Source organism: Stenotrophomonas sp. SMYL41, from assembly GCF_036319965.1.
GTDB lineage: Bacteria > Pseudomonadota > Gammaproteobacteria > Xanthomonadales > Xanthomonadaceae > Stenotrophomonas > Stenotrophomonas maltophilia_R.
Window position 1 is genome coordinate 34,920 of record NZ_JAWIRX010000003.1, and the last position, 23,359, is coordinate 58,278.

Here is a 23,359-nt window from a genome sequence, read left to right on the forward strand (position 1 = left end):
CGGCCTCAGTCATTGGCCACCCAACCCTTGACCACCTGGGCCACGCGCTTGGAGTCGGTCTTCACGGCTTCACGCGCCATCCGCAGTCGTTCCTCATACGAATCCACCGGCAGGGCCAGCGTATCCGGCCCGCCCAGGCTGGCCCGGTCGGCGCCCAGCGCCGGCAGCGGGATGCCATCGTCATCGACCAGCTGCACGTCCGCGGTGTGCGGTTCCAGTGCCTGTTCGTCGTTCTTCTTCCCCTGGCCGGTGATCGCGCGCAGCGCCGGGCGCAGCACGCCGAACAGCAGCGCCAGCACCACCACCGCGCCCAGCAGCATGCGGCCGGCATCGTGCACCCACGGCAGTTCCCACCAGGCCGGCCCTTCGACCGGCGTGGTGTCACGCACGAACGGGGCATTCATCACCGACACGGTGTCGCCACGCTCGGCGTTGAATCCGACGGCCTGCTTGACCAGCGCTTCGACGCGGGTCAGTTCGGCAGCCGACAGCGGCTGCGGGCTGACCTTGCCGTTGGCACCGGCGCGCGGCACGTTGTCCACCAGCACCGCCACCGAGACGCGCTTGATGCGGCCGGCCGGCTGGCGGGTGTGCTGCAGGGTGCGGTCCAGCTCGTAGTTGCGGGTCGCGTTCTTGCTGCTTTCGGTCGGGGCCTGCGCGGTGGCCGGCGCGGCCTGCTGGCCCGGCGGGCTGTTGCTGGTCGCGCCCGGCACACCCTGCGGACCCGGCGTGCTGGTGGTGTTCTCGCTCATCTGCTCGCTGCGCAGCTTCTGCGGCTCACCGTTGTAGAGTTCGCGGGCTTCCTCGGTCACCGAGAAATCCATGTCCACACTGACTTCCGGATTGACGCGGCCCGGGCCTGTCATCGGTTCCAGCAGTTCGCGGATGCGCTGGTTGAACGAGGTTTCCTGGCGTCGCACCTGCTCGAACTGGGCGGCGTTGACCGCCGCCTCGCTGTTCGGATCGGTGATGCTGAGCATGCGCCCGCTCTGGTCGACCACGGTCACCCGTTCCGGGGCAAGGTCCGGAATGCTGGCCGCGACCATGTGCACGATGGCGTCCACCTGGCTGCGTTCCAGCTGCTGGCCGCCACGCAGTTCCAGGGTGACCGAGGCGCTGGCCACGTCACGCTGGCGGGTGAAGGCGCTGGGCTTGGGAATGGCCAGGTGCACGCGCGAATCACGCACCGGGCGCAGCGTGTTGATGGTGCGCGACAGCTCGGTTTCCAGCGCATGCTGGTAGCGCGCGCTTTCCACGAACTGGCTGACGCCGAAGCCCGGGTCGCGTTCCATCAGCTCGAAGCCGAGCTTGCCGCTGTCGGTCAGGCCCGAGCCAGCCAGCTTCAGGCGGGCGTCGTGCAGGTTCTTTTCCGGCACGGTGATGCCACCGGTGGCCGGGTCGAGCGCGAACGGAATCTGCGCGGCGCGCAGCAGGTCGGTCGCTTCAGCGGTCGCCTTCTGGTCCAGGCCGGTGTACAGCGGGACCATGCCCGGCTTCTGCGACCAGAAGAACACGGACAGGCCTGCCGCCACCGCCACTGCGATCATCGCCATCAGGCCCAGCCGACGGGTGATCTGCAGACTCTGCAGGCGGTCGAACCATTGCCCGGCCTTCTCGGCGTTCAGGCTGTCCTTGGAGAGCGTCAGTGCCATGCGTCAACGTTCCTTACAGCGGCATGTTCATCACGTCCTGGTAAGCCTGGACGAGACGGTTGCGGACTTCCACGGTGGCGCGGAAGGCGATCTGGGACTGCTGCGAGGCGACCATCACCTTGGCCAGGTCGGCGCTGGGGTCGCCCATTTCGAAGGCCTTGGCGAGGGCGCCGGACTTCTGTTGCGCATCGTTGACGCCGGCAATCGCACCACGCAGGGTTTCGGTGAAGCTGGCCGGCTGCACCTGCGGCGCATCCAGCACCGTGCCCGGCAGGGCATTGCTGCGCGGCGTTTCGCCCAGCGGGTTGAGCGCCGGCTGTCCCATCTGGGTCTGATAGGAGCGGATCTGCGAAAGGATCGAGGTGACGGAGTGGGACATCTGCAACGGTTCCAGAAACAGGGATGGGGTTGTCTGCTGGAACCAGTGCAAGTGCCGTGCCGAAACCGGTTTTCGATTCAGTGAAGTGAGGAGGTTGGAAGCGTACTGGCAGGGCTGCGCCCTGCACGCGCAGAGGCAACGGCACCGTCAAAGGCGGGCTGTCCGTGGGGTGGCGGAGTGGGGCCGGTTGCGGGGGACGCCGTAAATCCGTCCCTGGAGGCTCGGTCGCGCCATCCCGCAACCGGACCCACCCCGTCTTCGACAGTTGGCCGCGATCTGTTGGAACCTGTTGCTGATGGTGGGTGCCGACCGTTGGTCGGCACGGGCGCTTACCGCATTGGCGGCGCCATTTATCCGGCGTCGGTTTTCCGGCCTACGGCTGCAGGGTCCAGCGGCCGGAATTCTGGCGCTGGCGCGGCGCGATGGGGCCGTCGTGCTGGGTGTAGATGAAGCGGCCCTGGTGGTCGGTCTGGCAGGTCAGCAGCAGGCTGTAATGGGCGGGGCCGGCCGGGTGGGCTTCGGTCATCCGGATTTCGGCGATATGCGGGGCCAGGCGCTGGTAGCGGTAGCTGCCGCCGATGCGCAGCTCGGTGCCGAGGATGTCCAGCACGTACTGGTTGCCGGCAAAGCTGACCTGCACCATGCGCCCGGCATTCGGGTTGTCGGGTGCGTACAGCGGATCGCTGAGGTTGGTGAACTGGCGTTGGTCCAGCGTGGCGGGCAGGGTGCAGTTGGCAGCGATGGCAATGCCGGGGCTGAGCAGGACGGCAAGCAGGGGGATGCGGTGCATGGTAGGGCCTCCTTGGGGTGTCCTTGCCATGCTCCGCAGTGCGGCGGCGTTGTCTTTGGGAAAACGTGCAAATGAAACGGGGTCAGATCCCTTTCCTGCGGAAAGGGATCTGACCCCAGGCACTGGAAACACCAACGCCCGGGCAAGCCCAGGCGTTCGTGCCCCCTTCATGCTGGTAACGCGGTTCAGCCGGCCAGTTCGGCCTGCTCGCGTTCGATGCCGTACTTGCGCAGCTTTTCCACCAGGGTGGTGCGGCGCAGGCCGAGCAGTTGCGCGGCGTGGGCGACCACGCCCTGGGTGCGCTCCAGAGCTTCGTTGATCAGGCCCAGTTCGATGTTGGCCATGTGGTTGCGCAGGTCCAGGCCGTCATCGGGCAGTGCCGCCGGGACGGCAGCGCGACTGACCGCGATGCCGTGCTCCAGTGCCGGCTGGCTGCCGCTGCCCGGGGTGTGGAACGAGAAGCTGCGCAGGTCCAGGCGTTCTTCGCTGGCAACCGGCGCTGCCGGTGCCGGTGCGGCCACCGCTGCCAGTGCCGCATCGCCGCGGTAGCGGGCCGGCAGGTCCTGCACGCGCACCGAGCCACCCGGATGCAGCACCGCCAGGCGCTCGACCAGGTTGGTCAGCTCGCGCACGTTGCCCGGCCATTCGTAACCGGCCAGGGCCTGCAGGGCTTCCGGGGTGAAGCGCACTTCGCCACGGCCGGTGCGGGCCAGCTGCGCGGCGATGGTTTCCACCAGCGCCGGCAGGTCCTCGCGGCGCTCGCGCAGGGCGGGCACGTCGATCGGGAACACATTGAGGCGATAGAACAGGTCCTCGCGGAACTTGCCTTCGGCGATGCGGGTTTCCAGGTCGCGATGGGTCGCGGCCACGACGCGCACGTTGCAGCGGATGGTCTGGTTGCCACCGACGCGCTCGAAGCTGCGTTCCTGCAGAACGCGCAGCAGCTTCACCTGCATCGGCAGGCTCATGTCGCCGATTTCGTCGAGCAGCAGGGTGCCGCCCTCGGCCATTTCGAAACGGCCCTTGCGGGCGGTCAGCGCACCGGTGAAGGCGCCCTTTTCGTGTCCGAACAACTCGCTTTCCAGCAGGTCGGCCGGAATGGCGCCGCAGTTGATCGCCACGAACGGGCCATCGCGGCGCGGCGAGCGCTGGTGGATCGCGCGCGACACCACTTCCTTGCCGGTACCGGATTCGCCCAGCACCAGTACGGTGGTATCGAACGCGGCCACCTGTTCGATCATGGTGCGCAACGCAGTCACCGCCGGGCCGTTGCCGGTCGGGCCTTGATCCTGCGCGGCGCCGGCCTGGTGCTCGGCATCCAGGCGCTTGAGGCTGGCGCGGCGCAGCAGGGCTTCCATCTGCGCATGGCGCAGCGGCGTTTCCAGCGGCCAGATGTTGGCTTCGTGCAGGCCGTGCTGCTGGGCAAACGCAGTGGCATCACCATCGGCCAGCAGCACCGGCGGCGGCAGGCTGCTGCCGCCCAGCCAGTGGTACAGCGCGGTGCTGGCGGCGCTGTCGTCCAGGCTGCCGACGATCACGGCCATCCAGTCGTTCTGGCGCTGGCGGCCCAGGTCGAAGTCGGCCGCGTCGGAAACCCAGCGCGGGTTGAAGTCCATGAATTCCAGCAGGGCAACGGTGCGCTCTGCGCGCACGGCGTCGTTGTCCAGCACCAGGATGCGCGATTCGCTCACGATCGATCCTCCCTGAGGCCTTCCAGGATCGGCATGACTTCCTGGATGTAGGACAGCTTGCTGACAAAATTGTCGGCGCCGGCACGCAGCGCGTGTTCGCGGTGTTCGGCGTCGTCGAAGTGGCTGGCGATCACGATGTACGGTGCATCGTCCTGCGACTTGATCAGGCGGGTGGCCTGCAGGCCGCCCATTTCCGGCATCGCAAGGTCCATCAGCACCACCTGCGGGCGCAGTGTTTCCGAGCGTTCGATCGCTTCCAGGCCGTTGCCGGCACTGCCGACGATCTGCAGCCAGTCGATCTTGCGGAAATGGCGCATCGCCGCGTTGATGAAGCCCTCGTGGTCATCGACCAGCAGGACCGTGAGCTTGTTCATGTCCAACATCCTTTTCAGCCCACCCGGGCCAGCTGGGGTTGCCTGGCGCTGAGCCGGCGCCGTTCGCGGGCCGGGGCGATATCCAGTTGTTCTCGGTATTTTGCGACGGTTCGGCGGGCAATGTTCACCCCCTGGCGTGACAGCAGGCCGGCAATGGCCTCGTCGGCCAGCGGCCGGCCGGCCGGTTCGGCGTCGATCAGGCGGCGGACCATGGCCTTCACCGCCTGGCCGGAGACGCTGGCGCCTTCCAGGCGCACGGCGAAGAAGTGCTTCAGTTCGAAGGTGCCGCGCGGGGTCTGCAGGAACTTGCCGGTGGTGATGCGCGAGACGGTGGACTCGTGCATGCCGATTTCCTCGGCCACTTCCTTCAGGGTCAGCGGGGCCATGGCCTCTTCGCCACGGACAAGGAAGGCGGCCTGGCGCTCGACGATCACCCGCGCGGTGCGCAGCAGGGTGTCGTAGCGCATCGACAGGCCGCGGCTGAACCAGCGCGCCTCCTGCAGCATCTCGCGCAGCGCCGGCGCGGCTTCGCTGGTTTCGGCCAAAGCCTGTTCGTACTGGCTGTTGATCGACACGCGGCGGCTGGTGGCCGGGTTCAGGGCGACCTTCCACTGCCCATCGGCATGCCAGGCGACCACGTCCGGCACCACCACGGCGTTGCGTTCCGGCAGCAGGCTGTCGCCGGGGCGCGGCTGCAGCGAGAGGATCAGGCGCACCGCTTCGCGCACGTCGTCGATCTCGGCGTCGTGCTGGCGGGCGAGGGCGGGGTAGTCGTGGGCGGCCAGCGCGTCGAGCGCGCCATCGAGAATGCGTGCCGCCAGGTGGCGGGCGGGGACTACGCCGTGCAGGCTGCGCAGCTGTGCCTGCAGGCCTTCGCGCAGGTCCTGCGCGGCCATGCCCGCCGGTTCACCGTGCAGCAGCTGCTGGCGGATGGCTTCCACGCCGTCGGCGGCGATATCGAACTGGGCGCTGGCCAGAAGCTGCAGCTGGTCCAGTGGCGCCTGCAGGTAGCCGGCCTCGTCGCAGTGGTCCAGCCAGAATGCTGCGACGGCCAGCTGGCGGTCGTCCATGTCCAGCGACAGGCGCTGCAGCACACGCAGCTGCGGGTCGGTCGATTCGCCGGCGGCGATGCGTGCCATGCGGTCGTCGTCGCCGTCCTGCCAGCTGGCACCGGCCACGTCCCACATCGACGACTCGGGCAGCTCGTCGAAGGCGGCAGTGTCGAGGGTGGTGGCACTCGCTTCGGTGGCCTCGGCCGCGGGCGCTTCGGCCTCTTCGATCTCCAGCAGCGGGTTGGAGTCCAGCAGGCGCTGGATTTCCTGCTCCAGGTGCAGGCCATCGAGCTGCAGCAGCCGGATCGACTGCAGCAACTGCGGGGTGAGGTGAAGTTGTTGGCCCAGCTGGGTCGAGAGTGCTGCCTTCATCGTGGTTCCCCGGCACCGCTCCCCGGCACCTTGTGGAACGCATCTTGCTTTTGATCCGGCGGGGGCGGAATCGGGGGGTTCCTGAGGGCTTTCGTGGATATCCCGACAGGATGTAAGGATTTCCCCTACATCGGCGCGGGATGTTGACGAAGATCACCGCCAAGTTGTTGATTCGTGGTGCCGGATCGGCCCTGTCCTGGGCGCGCCGTGTACGGATTCCTGTCAGGGCCTGTCAGGGTGACGGGAATTCGTCGCCGATGCAGGGTGTCGCGGGGGGGGGGGGGCGGGGCGGGGGCGGGGGGGGGGGGCCCCCCAGCGGGCGGGGCAGGGCGCGGGGGGGGGGGGGGCCTTCCCCGTTCCCGGTGAACTGGTATCGCACCCCGATACCGGCGCTTACTCGAGCTCGTGCTGGTGGCGCGCGGCCAGCAGCAACAGGTCATTGGCGCGTCGGCAGCCCAGCGACTCCATCATGCGTGCACGGTGGGTCTCCACCGTCTTGACGCTGATGCCGAGATCGGCGGCGATTTCCTTGTTGCTTTCACCCTTGCCGATGCGGCGCAGGATCTCGCGCTGGCGTGGCGACAGCGCGGCGATGCCGGTGGGTTTCTCGCGGCCCAGCATGGGTGCAAGCATCTTGGCCGAGATCTGCGGGCTCAGGAACACCTGGCCGGCATGCGCAGCGCGCAGCGCCAGTTCCAGCTCCTGCGGTGCCGCATCCTTGACCACGAATCCAACCGCGCCACGATCCAGCGCGTCGCGTACGTGCGCGGCATCGTCGTGCATGGTCATCATCACCACCCGGGTACCGGGCGCGCGCAGCCGGATGTCGCTGAGTGCTTCCAGGCCAGTGCGGCCGGGCAGCGAAAGATCCATCAATACCACGTCCGGTGCGTGCTGCAGGGCCAGCTGCAGTGCCTGTTCGGCGTTGCTGGCCTCGGCGACCAGCTGCACGTCGGCAAACCCCTGCAGCAGCCGCGCCAGGCCGGCGCGGACGAGGGTGTGATCGTCGACGATGAGAACTCGCACAGGCACGCAACGGATCCGTGTAGGGGAGTCCACCTTAACTTAGCTGAACGGGCGCGCCAAGGGTCGGCCGTGCAGTGCCGGGGTGGCGGGTTTCAACGTGCGCGGCGCGCCTCGGCCACCTGGCGGCGGTGCAGGCGGAACAGGTGCCGCTCCATCGCCATCTCCAGGCCATCGCCCAGGCGCTGGAAGCGCAGCCACAGGAAGTGGCCGCCGCTGCCGTCGGCCGCCTCGGCGATGACTTCCACCGGCAGGTCGATGTGGTCGGGCAGCCAGTCGCTGGGCTGCAGGCGCACCACGCCGGCCTGGCCGGGGGTGGCGCTACTGCGCGGGCCCAGCTGCAAGCGGATGCCACGGCGCGACCAGCGCACCGGGCGCAGGGTCAGCTCCTGGCCCTGCTGGCGAACCAGCCGGCCGAGCAGCACCATCGCCAGGTCCAGCTTGGCTTCCAGGCGCTGCAGCTGCAGGCTGGATTCGTTGCGTTCGTCGTGTTCGTCGACGCGGCTGTCCTCGACCAGCGCCAGGCTGCGCAGCAGGCCTTCGGCACTGCTGGTGCGGCCGGCCGCGCTGCCCGCCTGGAATTCGGCGGGCAGGGCCAGTTCGCAGCTGAGCGTCTCGTCGAACAGCTCGCTTTCGGCCGGGTGGTGCAGCGAGGTGGTCGGCAGCGAGGTCATGCCAGCGATTCTGCCTGCAGGTAGGCATGCGCCGCGCGAAGGGAGCGCTGGCCGTCGTTCATCAGTGCGGCCACGGCATCACGGCGCTGGCGCAGCAGGCCGAGCAGATTCTGCTGGCGCTCGAACAGGGCCGTCAGAGGAGCGTGGTCGGCGGCGGTCAGCGGCTGGCTGAGCAGGGCGTGCAGGGTGCTGTCGTGGCCGTCGAGCAGGCTGTCGGCCTGGTCGAGGGAGTCTTCGCCCAAAGCCTTCTCGAAGGCATCCAGCTGTGCATGCAGTTCGTGCAGGCTCATGGTGCCACCGCGGCCGGGCGGCGCTGTTCGTGCGGGATCGCATTCCAGGCGCTGTCGATCTCGCCCAGCAGCTGCAGTGATTCATCCAGCGCGGCACGGTCGTTGTGCAGGTTGGCCTCGGTCAGGCGCTGCAGCACGTAGTCATAGAGTGCCGACAGGTTGCCGGCGATCTCGCCGCCGGCCTCATGGTCCAGCGAGCCATTGAGGTGGCCGACGATCGCGCAGACTTCGCCGATGGCCTTGCCCTTGCCGGCCTGGTCGCCACGCTCGAGGCTGGCCAGGGCGCGCCGCACGCGCTCCAGCGCACCGGCCAGCAGCATCGCCACCAGCTTGTGCGGATCGGCATCGGCGACCGCACTGGTCACTCCTACCTGGCGGTACTGCTCGGCATATTGACGGCTGGAACCGTACATTCGTGATTCTCCTTGCGCGGGGTGCCGCCGGTGATCGTGGGGATCGGTGCCGACGGCGCGGCGATGATTGCTGTTGCGTCCGTTATCGGTGCGTTGCGCGGCAAACTTGAGTGCCGCGCACGCATCGTCAGCGGTTCAACTGTGCCAGCTGCTGCTGCAGCGCGGTATTGCTCTGCTGCAGCTTGCCCATCAGGCTGTCCAGCGCCAGGAACTGTTTCTTGTAGCGCTCTTCCACGCTCTTCATGCGCGTGTCGAGGTCCTTGCGGCGCTTGTCGATGTTGTCCAGCGTGGTGTTCAGGCCCTTGGTACGGGCGACGAACGCGCCCTCCTTGCCGACCGTGGTGCTGACGTAGCCGTCGACCATGGTGTAGAGCGTGCCCGCACCGCCGGTGTCGCCGGTAATCGCCGAGCGGATCTTTTCAGGCTGGCTGGCCAGTGCCGCGGCAAACTTGGTGGTGTCCAGCACCAGGGTGCCGTCGGCGTTGGGATAGCCGCGGGTCTGCAGGCCCAGCACCTTTGGGTCCAGGCCGTCGGCGGATAGTTCCTTCAACACGCCCGACATCACCGAGCGCAGCTGGCTGGAGGCGCCACGCATCTGCGCATCGCCGGTCAAGGTGGCCGCTTCCTTGGTCTTGGCGTCGTACTTGGTTTCGGTATTGATCGCCGCGATCGCCGCGTTGTAGGCGGTCACGAACTCCTGCATGACCTTGGTTGCGGCGGCCGTGTCGGTACTGATCACCACCGTGCTCTTGCCGGGAACCTTGAGGTTCAGGGTCAGGCCCGGCACGGCATCGGTCACCGTATTGCTGGCACTGACCACCTTCACGCCGTCGATGGTCAGTTCGGCGTCCGCTGCAGGCGTGTTCTCTTTCAGGCTGCCGACCAGCGCGCCCAGCTTGGGGTCACTGCCCGCATATTCCAGCTTGATTGCATTGGCGGCACCGGTCTTTTCCTGGGCGATCGACAGGTACTGGTTGTCGCCGGAGCTGATCAGCGTCGCCTGCACGCCTTCCTTGCGGCCCGCGGCATCGATCTTGTTGCGGATGGTGGTCAGCGTGTCGCCGTCCTCCACTGCCACGTTCATGGTCTTGGCCTTGTCGCCAACGCCAACGGTCAGCGTCAAGGTTCCGGCGCCGAAGGTGTCGGTCTTCGGGAACGAGGTGTCGGCAATCAGCTTGTGCGCGGTGGCGAGGGATTTCACTTCCACCTGGTGCGTGCCGTTGGAAGCCGCTGCCTTGGTCGTGCCGAGGTCGTACAGCGCTACCGACGCGGTCAGCACATCGTCGGCATTGTTGGGGCCGGACTTACCGGTGGCGGTGACGGTGCGGGTGTCGAAGGCCGTGGTGGCCTTGAGCGCGGTCAGCGCGGTCTTCAGCTTGTCGAACGCCGCAGTGACGGTGCCGATCGACGACAGCTGCATCTTGGCCTTGGACTGCTGCAGGTTCAGCGCATTGTCGGCGGGCTTGCGGTCAGCTGCGACCAGCTGGTTGACGATGCTGGAAATATCCAGGCCCGAGCCAATGCCACCGTATCCAAAGTCTGCCACGTCGTTTCTCCTGGTATCCGGGCCTGGCCGCCATGCGGTGGCCCGTCGTCAACGAAAATAGCGGCCTGCGCCGCTGGGTCTTGAGGACTTCGTTGATGCATGTGCCGTGCCAGAGGTCTGGCGCAGGTTCTGGCACGCAGGTTGCAGGAGGGTTGGGGCAGGGTGCGGGTGGGTTCACCGCGGGCTGCCGGGAGTCTGCAAAAAGCCCTCCCCCAATGCAGGGGAGGGATCAGGCTACTGACAATCGGGGGGAGACGAAGCCGCCCGGTACGTACAGTCAAAGGTACAGCGCTGAAAGAGAGGTCCGCAGGAGCGGGCGATGCCAAGCCGGTTCGGGAGTGATCCCGGGCCGGGCATGGCCCGCGCCTTCGTGCATCGTGGCTTCCGGGTTGCCGCTACCGCCGGTTTGACCCGACGGTAGCGGCGCTTCTTGCCGTGGATCAGCGCAGCAGGCTGAGCACGCCCTGCGGCACCTGGTTGGCCTGGGCCAGCATGGCCGTACCGGCCTGCTGCAGGATCTGGGTGCGGGTCAGTTCGGCGGTTTCCTTGGCGAAGTCGGTGTCCTTGATGCGGCTGCGCGAAGCCGACAGGTTTTCCGACGAGGTCTGCAGGTTGGCCACGACCGAGGTGAAGCGGTTCTGGACCGCACCGAGGTCGGCGCGGGTGCTGTTGATCGCACCCAGGGCCTTGTCGACGATTTCCATCGCCTGCTGGGCGCCCTTCACGGTGCTGACGTCCAGGTTGCTGGCGTACTTCGCAGCCGGCGCTGCAGCAGCGGTGGTGGCGGTGAAGGTCGGCGCGGTGGCGCCGGTCCAGGTGCCCGGAGTCGCGGTGATGGCCTTGAACGAGCCATCGGCGTTGACGCTGTCCTTGACCGAGGTCAGGGTCACGCCGGTGGTGCCGTTCACTTCAGCGTAGACGCCGGTCTCGCCGATCTTGGCGTTGATCGCGGTCACCAGCGCTTCACGCGAGGCCTTGCCGGTGGCAGCAGCATCGGCGCCCTGCTTGACCGAGACGTCGGCAATGGCCACGCCGTTGATGGACAGGCCGCTGGTGCTGAAATCAGCGTTGGTGCCCGGGTCGGCCAGGGCCAGCGAGTTGGTGTCGAACTTGGCGCCACCCAGGGCATTGGCCTTGGCATCGATGGTCTTGTCGATGGCGATGGCCTGGCCGGCGTTGGCGCCGACCTGGAACAGCTGGCTGGAGAACGAACCGTCCAGCAGCTTGGTGCCGTTGAAGTCCGACTGCTTGGCGACGCGGTCGATTTCCGAGACCAGCTGGGTCACTTCGGCCTGCAGCGCCTTGCGGTCGCTGGCCGAGTTGGTGGCGTTGGAGGCCTGCACCGACAGCTCGCGGACGCGCTGCAGGTTGTTGCCGATTTCGGTCAGCGAGCCTTCGGCGACCTGGGCCAGCGAGATGCCGTCGTTGGCATTGCGGATGGCGACGTCGGTACCGCGGATCTGCGTGCCGAAGCGCTCGGAGATCGCCAGGCCGGCGGCGTCGTCCTTGGCGCTGTTGATGCGCGAACCGGAGGACAGGCGCTGGATGGTGGTAGCCAGCGAGCTGCCGCTGGTGCTCAGGTTGCGCTGAGCATTCAACGACATCGTATTGGTGTTGATGACTTGTGCCATGAGGAGAGGTCCTTGAGCGGTTGCACGTGAGTTGGGTTAGACGCCCCCGACGTGCACCGGGGGCGGCTCATGTCAGCGCTGCAACAGGCTGAGCACGTTCTGCGGTACCTGGTTGGCCTGGGCCAGCATGGCCGTGCCGGCCTGCTGCAGGATCTGGGTGCGGGTCAGTTCGGCGGTTTCCTTGGCGAAGTCGGTATCGCGGATGCGGCTGCGCGATGCGGACAGGTTCTCCGAGGAGGTCTGCAGGTTGGCCACCACCGAGGTGAAGCGGTTCTGGATCGCGCCGAGGTCGGCGCGGACGCTGTTGACCGATTCCAGGGCCTTGTCGACGATCGACATCGCCTTCTGTGCGCCTTCGGCGGTGGTGACGTTCAGGTCCTTGACGAAGCTGGCCGCTGCACCGGTCAGGGTGCCGCCGTTGGTGCTGGTCTCGGTCAGGCCCAGGCCGGCGATGGTCGCGGCGGTGACACCGGCCGGCGGGGTCGCCGCGCTGACACCCAGGGCGAAGGTCTGGCCATCCTTGACCGAGGCCAGGCTGATGACGCCGGCATTGACCGAGGCAACCACGCCGGTTTCACCCAGCTTGTTGTTGATCGCCGCCGCGGTGGCCGAGGTGATCGACTCGCCGGCCTTCACGGTGAAGTCGCTGATGGTGACCGTGGTGGCGGTGCCGCCCGGCGGGGTCACCGAGACCTGCAGGCCGGAATAGGTGGTGTCGGCGGTGGCCTTGTCGGCCGCTGCCAGGCTGGTGCCGGTGTAGCCGTTGGCGAAGGTGGCCGCGCCCAGCGAATCGGCTTTTGCGTTGACCACGCTGTTGATGGCGATGGCCTGGCCGGCGTTGGCGCCCACCTGGAACAGCTGGCTGGTGAAGCTGCCGTCCAGCAGCTTGGTGCCGTTGAAGTCGGCCTGCTTGGCGACGCGATCGATTTCCGAAACCAGCTGGGTCACTTCCGCCTGCAGGGCCTTGCGGTCGCTGGCCGAGTTGGTGGCATTGGAGGCCTGCACACCCAGTTCGCGGATGCGCTGCAGGTTGTTGCCCACTTCGTTCAGCGAACCTTCTGCGACCTGGGCCAGCGAGATGCCGTCGTTGGCGTTGCGGATGGCCACGTCCAGACCGCGGATCTGGGTGGTGAAGCGCTCGCTGATGGCCAGGCCGGCCGCGTCGTCCTTCGCGCTGTTGATGCGCAGGCCGGACGAGAGGCGCTGGATGGTGGTAGCGAGCGAGCTGCCGCTGGTGCTCAGGTTGCGCTGAGCGTTGAGCGACATCGTATTGGTGTTGATTACCTGTGCCATGGGGTCGTCTCCTCTTATATGGAACCCGTTGGTGAATGAAACGAAGCGCCGCCTGTTTTTTTGTGTGGCTGTGTGCTTCGCCGTTGCCAAATGAATAACGGCGCTTTGTCAACAACCTTTAGGCGTGAATTCCGCTGGAGCAAAAATTCGCTGCCGGAGGCTGTTTTTCCGGGGTTTTCCAGCCTTGGTCGGGCGTGAAGGCGACCCCGGAAGGGGCGGTTGGGCATGCCCAACCAGCGCTGATGAAGGTATCGGCGGGGCAGGGCCGGGCTTGATGGGAAATCACGGAAAATGCACCGGGGCATCTTTCCGGTAGCGCCGTGACACGCCCGGCGAGCGCGAGGGAATGGGCACGCAGGAACGAAAAAGGCCGCGGTGCAGGGCATCGCGGCCTTCAGAGGGTGGCGCTTGGGAAGCGTCAGCGGAGCTTGTTGAACAGCGACATCGACTGCATCTGCGAGAAGATCGTCTGTGCCGCCTGCAGCGCGGTGCTCTGCAGCTGGTACTGGCTCAGCGCATCGGCGTAATCCAGGTCGCGCATCTGCGACAGCGTGGTCTTCAGCGTCACGCCATTGGCCTCGCGCATGTCGGCCGCATTGTCCAGGGCCTTCAACTGCGCACCGCCGGCAGCGCGTGAGTCGATCATCCGCTCGGAGGCGCGTGCCACGTCGCGCAGTGCACTCTGCAGCTGGTTCTGCTGCGCGGTCATCTGCGCGGTGGTGCCGGTGTCGGCACCCAGCGCTGCCACCAGGTTGTCCATGGTGGCGAAGATGTCGCGGCTGCTGGCGGCCTGCACGCTGAAGCTGTCGCCCGCCGCCGGTGCGCCGGTGATGCGAAGGCGGACACCATTCACTTCCAGATCGTCGCCGGCCTTGTAGGTGCCGGTGCCGGTCACGTTGCCTGCGCCGTCCACCACTTCGTACTGGTTGCCGGTGGTGAAACGGACGCTGAAGCCCTGGCCGTTCCAGCTGTCGCTGCCGTCGCGGGTGACGTTGGTCAGCACGCCGTTGCCGGTGTTGCCGGCCGCGGCGCTGCCGTCAACGAAGCCATCGCCGGTGGGAATGCGCATGAAGATCTCGCTGCCGGGCAGGGCATCGCGCACATAGGTATCGGGGCCGACTTCGATCTGGCGCTGGGTCTGGTCGCCACGGTAGACCACCTTGCCGTTGATCTTGGCAAACGGCGGGTCACCGTCGTTGGTGCCGCCGAACACGTAGCGGCCGGTGCCATCGTCGGCGTTGGCCAGCGACAGCAGGCCGTCGCGGATCTGGTTGACCTCGGTGATCAGCGTCTTCTTATCGGCCGCGCTCAGCGCTGGATTGCTGGCCTGGATGGTCAGATCGTTGACGCGTGCCATCAGGTCGTTGACCTGCGCCAGGGTGTTTTCCTGTACCCCCAGGCGGTTCTGCACGTTGCCGGCGTTGAGCTTCATGCGATCCAGTGCGGCCAGGCTGCGGTCAAGGCCGACCGCGGTACCGGCGGCCACCGGGTCGTCCTTGGCGCTGACGATCTTGCTGCCGGTGGCGATCTGCTGCTCCAGGTGGCTGAGCTTGGCCTGCTTGGCCATCATCAGCGACACGGACTGGTTGAACATCATGCTGGTGGAGATGCGGCTGCTCATCGGCGGACGGCTCCCAGGATGGTCTGGAACATGCTGTCGGCGGTGGAGATCAGCTGCGAGGCGGCCTGGTAGGCCTGCTGCAGCCGCAGCATGTCGGCGGCTTCCTCGTCCAGGTTCACGCCGGACACTTCATCGCGGGCTTCCTGCGCCTTGTCATTGATCACCAGCTGCGCGTCGAGCGAGTACTCGGCCGAGCGCGCGGCGGCGCCAACCTGGGTGGTCAGGCCACCGAGTGCACCGTTCAGTGTCACCGTCCCGGCATTGAACGCCTTTGCGCTCTCCACCTTGGCCAGCTTGGAGGCGTTGCTGTTGTCCGATGAGCCGGCCGGGGTCGGGGTGATGTTGAAGGTATCGCCCACCTTCGGCGCGCCGTCCAGCACGAAGCTCCAGCCGTTGGCACTGATGGTCTGGCCGGGCGTGTAGGTCTGCGGCGGGCCACCGTCGATGGTGTAGGTGGTGGCCGAGGTGAACACGATCGCCGAGGGATTGCGCAGGTTGGCGTTGGTCGAATCGGTGACGGTAACGCCGCTCAGCTTGCCGGTGCCGGTGTTGGCGGTGGCGGCCGCGCCCTTCACCGCAGCGGCCGCAGCGATGCGCGACGGATCGGTGATCGCCATTTCCAGGCTGCCGGCCACGCCGGCGGTCGGCTGCAGCAGGAAGCGGTCGTTGGCCGCCGGCGTGCCGCCCACCACCAGCTGCACACCGTTGATCACCAGCGGGTCGGCGGCGGTGCCGGTACCGGTCAGCGGAATGCTGGCGCCGGTGTCGGCACGGCTGGCCTTCCAGTTGGTGCCATCAAATTGCAGCACCACGTTCTGCGCATCCAGCTTGCCCAGGTCGCCATAGGTTGCGCTAAGGCTGGCGGTGCCGGCATTGCTGTTGTTGGCGGTGACACGCGGGTTGCCGATGTTGAAGAAGTCGCCGCCCATCTGGCCATACAGGTCCACGCCCTGGTGGTGCGCCTGGTTGAAGCTTTCGGCCAGGCCCACCGCCAGCTTGCCCAGTTCAGCCTGGGCAGGAGTCAGCACGGTGTCGCGGAACTCCAGCAGGCCGCCGATCTGGCCGCCGACCGCCTTCGGGTCGAGGCGGATGGTGTTGCCCTGGGTTTCCAGTGCCAGCTGCAGGCGCTCGGGCTGGTACGGATCGGCCACGGTGGTGACCTTGGTCGCCGTGGTACCCACCACCAGCGCGTTGCCGCCGGCGGTGTAGACATTCATGATGCCGCCGTCCTGGATCACCGCCGTGCCACCGGTGTAGCCGATCAGCTGGGTGATCAGCTGGTCGCGGCGGTCGAGCAGGTCGGGTGCGGCAGAGGCGATGTTGGTGCCGATGGCGCCGTTGATCTGCGCGATTTCCTGCGCCAGGCGGTTGACCTCGGTGGCACCGGCCAGCAGGCCGTTGTTGACCTCGCTGTTGAGGTTGTTCAGGTGCGTGTTGAGCTGCACGAAGCGGTTGGCCAGGGCCTTGCCGCCGTCGAGCATGTTCTGGCGGTCGGCGGTGCCGGCCGCGTTGGACGACAGTCCGCTGACCGAATCGAAGAAGTTCGACCAGACGCCGGCCACGTTGGTTGCCGCATCGGAGAACAGGGCATTGACCCGGTCGGCCATGCCCGATAGCTGCTTCAGGCGCGCCAGTTCACCGCTGCTGTCGAGGAGGCGCGAGATCGCCAGCTGGTCGGCCGTGCGGCGGATATCAGTGATGCGGGTGCCATTGCCGACCGTGCCATAGCCGTAGTTCTGTGGATCGGCGGTGGCGAAGTTGACCTTCTGCCGGCTGTAGCCGGGCGTATTGAGGTTGGCCACGTTGTGGCTGGTGGTCGCCAACGCACGCTGGAAGGCGAGCAGGGCACCGGTACCGGTGGAAAGTACGCTGGACATGGTGTTCCTCAACGACGAGTGATACCCAGCGCCGCGGTCGCGGTGCTGGCGAAGGTCTGGCCAAGGCGCGAGCCGGCGTCGGCCACGGCGGCGACGGCGCGCTCGATGGTCGGGCCACCGGCGATCGCGGCGATCTTGGCGGCGTAGCGCGGGTCGGTGGCATAGCCGGCGCGCTGCAGGCCACGGGCGAAGCCCTGCACGTCGGTGCCGGCCTGCAGGGCCTGCTGGTAGCGCGGGCTGGTCTTCAGCAGGCGCACGTAGTCGGCGAAGCTTTCGGCCGGCGAGCTGTAGGCGCGGAAGCTGGCGGTCTCGTTGCGGCGCACGCCATCCACATACTCATGGGTGCCGGACGTGGCGCGCTGGCCGTTCCAGCCATTGGCCTTGATGCCGAACAGGTTGTGCGAGGTGCTGCCGTCGGCATGCTTGATGTGCCGCTTGCCCCAACCGGTTTCCAATGCCGCCTGGGCGACGAGCGCACGGGCGTCCACGCCCAGTTCCCTGGCCGCGCTCTGTGCGTGCTGCCAGATGCTGGCGACGAAACCTTCCGGCGTGTGCGCGCCCAGCTGAGCGACGGCGGTGCGGGTCGCCATCGCATCGGCCGGGCTCATGGCCGTACCGCGATTGCTGGCCGTCGCCGACCACTGGTCGCTGTTGGCGGACCAGTCCTCGCCCTGCAGGTTGCCGATATATGGATCCTCGGTGCCCAGCGAGCGGTGCAGGCTGCTGCTTTCGCGGCCGGCGATCAGGTCCAGTGCCTGCTCCATCGGTGCCAGTGCGGCCTGTGCGCCGTGCTGTGCGCCGGCTGCCATCTGCTGCAGCATGCGCACGGCCTGGCTGCCATCTTCCAGCGGCAGCGACGGTGCGGGCTTTGCCGGCGCGTTGAGTTGATAGGCGCGGCTGGCCTTGGCCGGGTCCACGCGCGTGTCCAGCGCCGGGCCGTCGGCGGGCTGACCGGACAGCTGGCGGGTGATCATGCCGGACAGGCCCAGACCCTTGCCGCGGGTCATGGCCTCGGCGATCTTCTGGTCATACATGTCGCGGAACATCTTGTTCTCGCCGGGAAACAGCGAGTCGCCGAAGCTGGCATCGCGCATGCTCTTGACCAGCATCTGTGCGAACTGGCCTTCCAGCTGGCGCGCGACCTTGTCGATCCTGGCCGGGTCGTTCTGCTGCGCCGGGTGCAGATCAAATGCGGGATTGATGCGCATGTCAGATCACCTCGAGCTCGGCGCTCAGTGCACCGGCCTGCTTCAGGGCTTCCAGGATCGCGATCAGGTCGCCCGGTGCCGCGCCCACGGCGTTCACCGCGTGCACGATCTCGTCCAGGGTGGTGCCGCCGCTGAACTTGAACATGCGGCTGCCATCGTTGGTGGCGGTAATGGTCGACTGCGGGCTGGCCACGGTACGGCCGCCGGACAGGGCATTGGGCTGGCTGACGTTGGTGTTTTCCTGGATCGTCACCGTCAGCGAACCATGCGAGATGGCGGCCGGGCCGACCCGTACCTGCTGGCCGATGACCACGGTGCCGGTGCGCGAATTGACCACTACCTTGGCCGGGGCGCTGCCCGGGGTCAGCTCCAGGTTCTCGATGCGCGCCAGCAGGCCGATGCGTGCGCCGGGATCGGTCGGCGCAGTGACCGCCACGGTCACGCCGTCAACCGCGCGCGCGGCGCCTTCGCCGAACGCGTTGTTGAGCGCGGCGACCATGCGCGAGACTGTAGTGAAATCGTTGTTGTGCAGGTTCAGGGTGATGTCGCCGCCATTGGCGAGCGGATCGGGCAGGGCACGTTCAACGGTGGCGCCATTGGGAATGCGACCGACGCTGGGCACGTTCACCGAGACGCGCGAGCCATCCTTGCCCTGCGCGCCAAAGCCGCCCACGATCAGGTTGCCCTGCGCGATGGCATAGATCTGCCCGTCGGCGCCGCGCAGCGGGGCCATCAGCAGCGAGCCACCGCGCAGTGACACCGCGTTGCCGATCGAGGACACGGTGATGTCGATCGGCTGGCCCGGCTTGGCGAACGGCGGCAGCTCGGCATGGATCGCCACGGCTGCCACGTTCTTCAGCTGCGGGTTGACGTTCGCTGGCACGTTCACGCCCAGCTCGCCGAGCAGGTTCTTCAGGCTCTGCACGGTGAAGGGCGCCTGGCTGGTGCGGTCGCCGCTGCCGTCCAGGCCGACCACCAGGCCGTAGCCCACCAGTGCATTGCCGCGCACGCCACCGACCTGGGCCAGGTCCTTGATGCGTTCGGCGCTGGCCGGGGCTGCCATTGCCAGCAGCATCAGTGCGACGAACGACGCCACGCGGCGCTGCCAGGAAGAAGAGAGGAAGAGTTTCATGGCCATGCTCAGAACGGCGTCAGGCCGGAGTTGAAGAAGCGGCTCAGCCAGCCCATTGCGTTGGACTGCGCGACCGGGCCGCGGCCGCCATAGACGATGCGGGCTTCGGCCACGCGGCTGGAAGGAATGGTGTTGTCCTGGCTGATGTCACCGGGGCGCACGATGCCCTGCACCTGCACCAGTTCATCGCCCTGGTTCAGGCGCAGGTTCTTCTGCCCCTGTACCACCAGGTTGCCGTTGGGCAGGCGCTGGATCACCGTGACCGTGACGTTGCCCTGCAGGCGGTTGCTCTGCGCGCTGTTGCCCTTGCCGGTGAAGTCACGCGCGCCCTTGGCCGTGGCACTCAGGATGTCCTTGCCGCCCAAGGTGACCGGGGCGCCGAGGATGGACGGGGTGCCCAGGCTCAGGTTGGATTCCTTGTTGGTGGCGGTGTTGGCACTGGTCTGCGCGGTGGTGTTTTCCAGCAGGGTGATGGTCAGCAGGTCGCCGACGTCGCGCGCGCGGCGGTCCGAGTACAGCTGCAGGGTCGGGCCGGCGGCGTAGATCGCGCCGGCGGTCGGCGCGGCCTGCGGCGGCATGATCGGCTGGATCGGCGCCATCGCCGGATAGGGGCGCACGTCGCCCGCGATCACGCAGCCACCGAGCAGGGCGGGCACGACGCAGGCAAGGGCAGTGCGGGTGAGTTTGAAGAAGGGCGACATGGCGGGTTCCCGGTTGGGCCGGTCAGATCTTGTTGTTGAGGTAGCCGAGCATCGAGTCGGTGGTGGAGATCGCCTTGGCATTCATCTCGTAGGCGCGCTGGGTTTCGATCATCGACACCAGCTCTTCGACCACATTGACGTTGCTGCCTTCCAGCGCACCCTGTACCACGGTGCCGAGGCCGTTCAGTCCGGGGTTGCCGTTCTGCGCCGGGCCCGATGCGGTGGTTTCCAGGAACAGGTTCTCGCCGCGTGCCTGCAGGCCGGCCGGGTTCACGAAGTCGGTCAGGGTCAGCGCGCCCACTTCCACCGATGCGGCGTCGTCGGCCATCTTCACGCTGATGGTGCCGTCGCTGCCGATGGTGACCGACTGCGCGCCCTCGGGAATCTGGATGCCCGGCTGCACCGGGTAGCCGCTGTTGGTGACCAGCTCGCTGTCCTGGTTGATCTTGAACGAGCCATCACGGGTATAGGCCGAGCTGCCATCCGGCATCTGCACTTCGAAGAAGCCGCGGCCGTTGACCATCACGTCCAGCGCGCGGCCGGTCTGCTGCTGGCCACCCTGTTCGAAATTCTTGGCGGTGGCGACCACGCGCACACCGGTACCCAGCTGCAGGCCGGTCGGCAGCTGGGTCTGCGCCGACGAAGAGCCGCCGGGCTGGCGCACCTGCTGGTACAGCAGGTCCTCGAAGCTGGCACGGTCCTGCTTGAAGCCGGTGGTGTTGGTGTTGGCGAGGTTGTTGGAAACCACCGACATGCGCATCTGCTGCGCATCCAGTCCGGTTTTCGCGATCCACAATGCCTGGTTCATCTTCGGTGTCCTGTCTGGGTGAAGCCGGCCGCGCGATGCGGCCCTTGGTAGCGGGTGTGCAAGCGGTGTGCCAGCGCCGCGTCCGGGCGGCGCCGGAATTCCGTCAGCTGCCCAGGCGCAGCAGGCTGTTGGCACTGCGCGCGTTGTCGTCGCCGTGCTTGATCACCTGCACCTGCATTTCGTACTGGCGCTGCAGCTGGATCATCTGCACCAGTGCACCGGCGGCATCGACGTTGCTGCCTTCCAGCTGGCCGCTGTGCACGGCGGTGCCCTGCGCCGGGGCGAACGGCTGGCGCGGGTCGGTGTTGCGGAACAGGCCATCCAGGCCACGCTCGAGGCGCTCGTCCGGTGCCTGCACCACCTTGATCCGGCCGATCTGCGCCATCGTCTGCGGGCCTTCGCCCTGCGGGATGATCGAGATCGTGCCGTCGCCGCCGATCTCCATCGCCTGGTAGGGGGGAATGGCGATCGGGTTGTTGTTGTCATCCAGTACCGTGCGGCCGCCGGAGGTCACCAGCTGGCCGTTGGGTGTCACCGACAGCGCCGCGCCGCGCGTGTACGCTTCGCTGCCGTCGCTGGCCTGCACCGCCAGCCAGGTGCCGCTCTGCAGGGCAAGGTCCAGCGGCTTGCCGGTGATGTGCTGCGCGCCGGGCCGGCGGTTGAAGCCGGCGTCGACGTGCAGCGCATCCACCCGCGAGGCAAAGCCCGGGCCCTTGATCGGGAAGGCTTCGGTGTTGGCCAGCGCTTCCTTGAAGCCAGGGGTGTCCGAGTTGGCGAGGTTGTGGCTGAGCGTTCCCTGCGCCTGCAGGGAGGCGCGGGCACCGGTCATCGCCACGTAAAGGGCTTTATCCATGCGGGGAGTTCCGTGACAGGGTCAGCCGCTCATCAACGGATGTTGATGACGGTCTGGGTGATCTGGTCCTGGGTGGTGATCATCTGCGCGTTGGCCTGGAAGTTGCGCTGCGCAGTGATCATGTTGACCAGCTGCTCGGTGAGATCGACGGTGGACGCTTCCAGCGAGCCGGCCTGGATCTTGCCGAGGTTGGAGGTGTCCGGCATGCCGGTGCGCGGCGTGCCCGATTCGAAGGTCTCCACCCACAGGTTGTTGCCCTTCGATTCCAGGCCCTGCGTGTTGTTGAAGGTGGTCAGTGCGACCTGGCCCAGCGGCTTGTCGTCGCCGTTGGAATAGCGGGCGTAGACCACGCCGGATTCGGACACGGTCACTTCGTTGAGCTTGCCCGCGGCGTAGCCGTCCTGCTGGGTGTTGCGCAGCGCGAACTTCTCGCCGTACTGGGTCGAGCCACTGATATCCAGCGTCATGTTCAACTGGCCGGCACCGGTGGTCGGGGTGAAGGTGCCGAGGCTGACCTTGCCGTCGGCCGGTGCGACCAGCTTGCCGCTGTTGTCGAAGGTGACCGGGGTGGGTGCGCCTGCCGGCTGGCCATCGACGTAATTGCGCACGGTCCATTCGTTGGGGTTGGCGCCCTTCACGAAGTACGAGACCTGGATGTGGCTCACACCCAGCGAGTCGTACACGGTGATGCCACCGCTGGAGTGGTTGTAGCTGTTCGAATCGGTCGGGTCGAAGGTCGCCACCGTCGGTTGCTTGGCGTTGGCCGGCAGGGTGAAGCCAACCTTCACTTCGCTGGTCTGCTTCGGCGGGCTGTCGGTGGTCAGCAGCTGCAGGTCGACCAGCCGGCCGGCATCGAAGTTGGTGCCATCGGCGTTCGGCGCGAACACCTGCAGGCGCGCGCCCTGCGGGTTCACAACATAGCCGGCCGAGTCGGTCTGGAAGTTGCCGGCACGCGAGTACACGCGCGAACCATTCATGTTCATGGTGAAGAAGCCTTCACCGGAAATGGCCATGTCCAGGCTGCGCCCGGTCTGCTCGTTGTGGCCCTGGATGAACTGCTGGGCGACGTTGGAAACACGCACGCCCGAGCCGGTCTGGTTCTTCGACAGGCCGTAGCTGGTCGAAGCGAACAGATCGGCGAACTCCGCGCGCGACTGCTTGAAGCCGGTGGTGTTTACATTGGCGACGTTGTTGGCGGTGACGCTCAGGTCGGTGTTGGCGGCATTGATGCCGGACAGCGAGACATTGAAGCCCATGGGATGCTCCTGGTTGATGCGGAATGTGCGGCTCAGCTGACGCGGAGCACGTAGTCGATCGGGGCCGTGCCCAGGCCCTTGAGATTCAGGTACAGGCCGTCGGAACCGACGGTCACGCTTTCCACCGGCGCCTGCACGTAGGTGGACAGCTTGGTGCTCTTGCCAGCGGTGTCGACGTGGTTGGCGACGATGGAATACTTGCCCGGTTCCATGCGCTTGCCATTGGCATCCTTGCCATCCCACTGGAAGGCGGTCTCGCCGGCGGCCTTGGCTTCCACGCTCAGCGAGGTGACCTTGGCGCCGTTGGCGTCGGTGATGTCCACGGTGATGATGCCGGCCGACGGCGCAGCCACCGTGCCTTCGACGCTGCCTTCCTTCTCCAGCACCAGTTTCTCCGAAGGCACCAGCACCTGGTGGCCGACCAGCGCCGCACCACGCAGCACCTGGTCGCTGGCCATCGATTCCTGGAAGCCCTTCACCGTCTTGTTCAGATCGGTGATGCCTTGCACAGTGGACATCTGCGCCATCTGCGCGACCATCTGCGTGTTGTCCATCGGCTTCAGCGGATCCTGGTGCTGCAGCTGCTCGGTCATCAGGCGCAGGAAGTCGGCCTGGTCAAGCGTGTTCTTCTTTTTCGTGGCATTGCTGTTGGGGGCATTCAGGCCCAGCGCGGAATAGACGTCCTGGCTGGTCTGGTTGTTGACGGCGGTGGTCATGGCGGTG

The 23,359-nt window shown here is 67.0% G+C and carries 22 protein-coding genes; all 22 read right to left on the minus strand.

The features are described 5' to 3' along the window. Positions 1-5: 5 nt before the first annotated feature. Complete coding sequence (gene fliF, locus V3B30_RS04255; RefSeq protein ID WP_100472199.1) at positions 6-1,652, minus strand: flagellar basal-body MS-ring/collar protein FliF; 1,647 nt, start codon at positions 1,650-1,652, stop codon at positions 6-8. A gap of 13 nt (positions 1,653-1,665) precedes the next feature. Beyond that, positions 1,666-2,031 (minus strand): flagellar hook-basal body complex protein FliE, encoded by a 366-nt coding sequence (gene fliE / locus V3B30_RS04260; RefSeq protein WP_014037113.1) that lies wholly within the window; start codon positions 2,029-2,031, stop codon positions 1,666-1,668. Between the two features lie 373 nt (positions 2,032-2,404). After that, on the minus strand, positions 2,405-2,821 hold the full coding sequence (locus tag V3B30_RS04265) for a hypothetical protein (RefSeq protein WP_262083865.1): 417 nt from the start codon (positions 2,819-2,821) through the stop codon (positions 2,405-2,407). Between the two features lie 185 nt (positions 2,822-3,006). Continuing rightward, positions 3,007-4,512 carry a sigma-54 dependent transcriptional regulator gene (locus tag V3B30_RS04270; protein ID WP_262083864.1) on the minus strand — a complete coding sequence of 502 codons (1,506 nt, stop codon included), beginning with the start codon at positions 4,510-4,512 and terminating at the stop codon, positions 3,007-3,009. Beyond that, positions 4,509-4,886, minus strand: a complete 378-nt coding sequence (locus tag V3B30_RS04275; protein WP_010485922.1) for a response regulator transcription factor — start codon at positions 4,884-4,886, stop codon at positions 4,509-4,511. The genes V3B30_RS04270 and V3B30_RS04275 overlap by 4 nt, the downstream gene beginning before the upstream one ends. 14 nt (positions 4,887-4,900) lie before the next feature. Further along, positions 4,901-6,310, minus strand: a complete 1,410-nt coding sequence (rpoN, locus tag V3B30_RS04280; protein WP_262083863.1) for an RNA polymerase factor sigma-54 — start codon at positions 6,308-6,310, stop codon at positions 4,901-4,903. A 393-nt stretch (positions 6,311-6,703) separates the two neighbouring features. Next, positions 6,704-7,336: a response regulator transcription factor gene (locus tag V3B30_RS04285; RefSeq protein WP_005413261.1), complete on the minus strand. Its 633-nt coding sequence runs from the start codon at positions 7,334-7,336 to the stop codon at positions 6,704-6,706. 92 nt (positions 7,337-7,428) lie between these two features. After that, complete coding sequence (locus V3B30_RS04290; RefSeq protein ID WP_100472203.1) at positions 7,429-8,007, minus strand: PilZ domain-containing protein; 579 nt, start codon at positions 8,005-8,007, stop codon at positions 7,429-7,431. Beyond that, positions 8,004-8,297, minus strand: coding sequence for a hypothetical protein (locus V3B30_RS04295; protein ID WP_262083862.1), 294 nt, complete (start codon positions 8,295-8,297; stop codon positions 8,004-8,006). The genes V3B30_RS04290 and V3B30_RS04295 overlap by 4 nt, the downstream gene beginning before the upstream one ends. Continuing rightward, positions 8,294-8,710 (minus strand): flagellar export chaperone FliS, encoded by a 417-nt coding sequence (gene fliS / locus V3B30_RS04300; protein ID WP_005416447.1) that lies wholly within the window; start codon positions 8,708-8,710, stop codon positions 8,294-8,296. Before fliS ends, V3B30_RS04295 begins: the two co-directional genes overlap by 4 nt. 127 nt (positions 8,711-8,837) lie before the next feature. Then, positions 8,838-10,256 carry a flagellar filament capping protein FliD gene (fliD, locus tag V3B30_RS04305; RefSeq protein WP_100472205.1) on the minus strand — a complete coding sequence of 473 codons (1,419 nt, stop codon included), beginning with the start codon at positions 10,254-10,256 and terminating at the stop codon, positions 8,838-8,840. A 440-nt stretch (positions 10,257-10,696) separates the two neighbouring features. Continuing rightward, positions 10,697-11,887: a flagellin gene (locus V3B30_RS04310; protein WP_100472207.1), complete on the minus strand. Its 1,191-nt coding sequence runs from the start codon at positions 11,885-11,887 to the stop codon at positions 10,697-10,699. Between the two features lie 72 nt (positions 11,888-11,959). Beyond that, complete coding sequence (locus tag V3B30_RS04315) at positions 11,960-13,180, minus strand: flagellin (protein ID WP_100472208.1); 1,221 nt, start codon at positions 13,178-13,180, stop codon at positions 11,960-11,962. A 418-nt stretch (positions 13,181-13,598) separates the two neighbouring features. Then, positions 13,599-14,801 carry a flagellar hook-associated protein FlgL gene (flgL, locus tag V3B30_RS04320; protein ID WP_087922486.1) on the minus strand — a complete coding sequence of 401 codons (1,203 nt, stop codon included), beginning with the start codon at positions 14,799-14,801 and terminating at the stop codon, positions 13,599-13,601. Continuing rightward, the gene (gene flgK / locus V3B30_RS04325) at positions 14,798-16,678 is read right to left on the minus strand and encodes a flagellar hook-associated protein FlgK (RefSeq protein WP_100472209.1); all 1,881 of its coding nucleotides are present in this window, start codon (positions 16,676-16,678) and stop codon (positions 14,798-14,800) included. The genes flgL and flgK overlap by 4 nt, the downstream gene beginning before the upstream one ends. An 8-nt stretch (positions 16,679-16,686) precedes the next feature. Next, complete coding sequence (gene flgJ, locus V3B30_RS04330) at positions 16,687-17,886, minus strand: flagellar assembly peptidoglycan hydrolase FlgJ (protein WP_262082669.1); 1,200 nt, start codon at positions 17,884-17,886, stop codon at positions 16,687-16,689. A 1-nt stretch (position 17,887) separates the two neighbouring features. Further along, positions 17,888-19,024 carry a flagellar basal body P-ring protein FlgI gene (locus V3B30_RS04335; RefSeq protein WP_100472211.1) on the minus strand — a complete coding sequence of 379 codons (1,137 nt, stop codon included), beginning with the start codon at positions 19,022-19,024 and terminating at the stop codon, positions 17,888-17,890. A gap of 2 nt (positions 19,025-19,026) precedes the next feature. After that, positions 19,027-19,719 carry a flagellar basal body L-ring protein FlgH gene (flgH, locus tag V3B30_RS04340; protein WP_087922490.1) on the minus strand — a complete coding sequence of 231 codons (693 nt, stop codon included), beginning with the start codon at positions 19,717-19,719 and terminating at the stop codon, positions 19,027-19,029. Positions 19,720-19,741: 22 nt separating this feature from the next. Then, complete coding sequence (flgG, locus tag V3B30_RS04345; protein WP_087922491.1) at positions 19,742-20,527, minus strand: flagellar basal-body rod protein FlgG; 786 nt, start codon at positions 20,525-20,527, stop codon at positions 19,742-19,744. Positions 20,528-20,630: 103 nt separating this feature from the next. After that, positions 20,631-21,380: a flagellar basal body rod protein FlgF gene (locus tag V3B30_RS04350; RefSeq protein WP_087922492.1), complete on the minus strand. Its 750-nt coding sequence runs from the start codon at positions 21,378-21,380 to the stop codon at positions 20,631-20,633. Between the two features lie 32 nt (positions 21,381-21,412). Then, on the minus strand, positions 21,413-22,636 hold the full coding sequence (gene flgE / locus V3B30_RS04355; protein WP_087922493.1) for a flagellar hook protein FlgE: 1,224 nt from the start codon (positions 22,634-22,636) through the stop codon (positions 21,413-21,415). Between the two features lie 32 nt (positions 22,637-22,668). Further along, positions 22,669-23,352, minus strand: coding sequence for a flagellar hook capping FlgD N-terminal domain-containing protein (locus tag V3B30_RS04360; RefSeq protein WP_087922494.1), 684 nt, complete (start codon positions 23,350-23,352; stop codon positions 22,669-22,671). Positions 23,353-23,359: the final 7 nt, after the last annotated feature.

Excerpts from the sequence above, each read along its gene's own strand:
- V3B30_RS04265 (WP_262083865.1), bottom strand. The coding sequence starts at position 2,821 with ATGCACCGCATCCCCCTGCTTGCCGTCCTGCTCAGCCCCGGCATTGCC.
- fliF (WP_100472199.1), bottom strand. The coding sequence starts at position 1,652 with ATGGCACTGACGCTCTCCAAGGACAGCCTGAACGCCGAGAAGGCCGGG.
- V3B30_RS04275 (WP_010485922.1), bottom strand. The coding sequence starts at position 4,886 with ATGAACAAGCTCACGGTCCTGCTGGTCGATGACCACGAGGGCTTCATC.
- fliS (WP_005416447.1), bottom strand. The coding sequence starts at position 8,710 with ATGTACGGTTCCAGCCGTCAATATGCCGAGCAGTACCGCCAGGTAGGA.
- flgE (WP_087922493.1), bottom strand. The coding sequence starts at position 22,636 with ATGGGCTTCAATGTCTCGCTGTCCGGCATCAATGCCGCCAACACCGAC.
- V3B30_RS04360 (WP_087922494.1), bottom strand. The coding sequence starts at position 23,352 with ATGACCACCGCCGTCAACAACCAGACCAGCCAGGACGTCTATTCCGCG.
- flgG (WP_087922491.1), bottom strand. The coding sequence starts at position 20,527 with ATGAACCAGGCATTGTGGATCGCGAAAACCGGACTGGATGCGCAGCAG.
- flgJ (WP_262082669.1), bottom strand. The coding sequence starts at position 17,886 with ATGCGCATCAATCCCGCATTTGATCTGCACCCGGCGCAGCAGAACGAC.
- V3B30_RS04295 (WP_262083862.1), bottom strand. The coding sequence starts at position 8,297 with ATGAGCCTGCACGAACTGCATGCACAGCTGGATGCCTTCGAGAAGGCT.
- fliE (WP_014037113.1), bottom strand. The coding sequence starts at position 2,031 with ATGTCCCACTCCGTCACCTCGATCCTTTCGCAGATCCGCTCCTATCAG.
- V3B30_RS04335 (WP_100472211.1), bottom strand. The coding sequence starts at position 19,024 with ATGGCCATGAAACTCTTCCTCTCTTCTTCCTGGCAGCGCCGCGTGGCG.
- rpoN (WP_262083863.1), bottom strand. The coding sequence starts at position 6,310 with ATGAAGGCAGCACTCTCGACCCAGCTGGGCCAACAACTTCACCTCACC.
- flgL (WP_087922486.1), bottom strand. The coding sequence starts at position 14,801 with ATGAGCAGCCGCATCTCCACCAGCATGATGTTCAACCAGTCCGTGTCG.
- V3B30_RS04350 (WP_087922492.1), bottom strand. The coding sequence starts at position 21,380 with ATGGATAAAGCCCTTTACGTGGCGATGACCGGTGCCCGCGCCTCCCTG.
- V3B30_RS04315 (WP_100472208.1), bottom strand. The coding sequence starts at position 13,180 with ATGGCACAGGTAATCAACACCAATACGATGTCGCTCAACGCTCAGCGC.
- flgK (WP_100472209.1), bottom strand. The coding sequence starts at position 16,678 with ATGTCCAGCGTACTTTCCACCGGTACCGGTGCCCTGCTCGCCTTCCAG.
- V3B30_RS04310 (WP_100472207.1), bottom strand. The coding sequence starts at position 11,887 with ATGGCACAAGTCATCAACACCAATACGATGTCGTTGAATGCTCAGCGC.
- V3B30_RS04290 (WP_100472203.1), bottom strand. The coding sequence starts at position 8,007 with ATGACCTCGCTGCCGACCACCTCGCTGCACCACCCGGCCGAAAGCGAG.
- flgH (WP_087922490.1), bottom strand. The coding sequence starts at position 19,719 with ATGTCGCCCTTCTTCAAACTCACCCGCACTGCCCTTGCCTGCGTCGTG.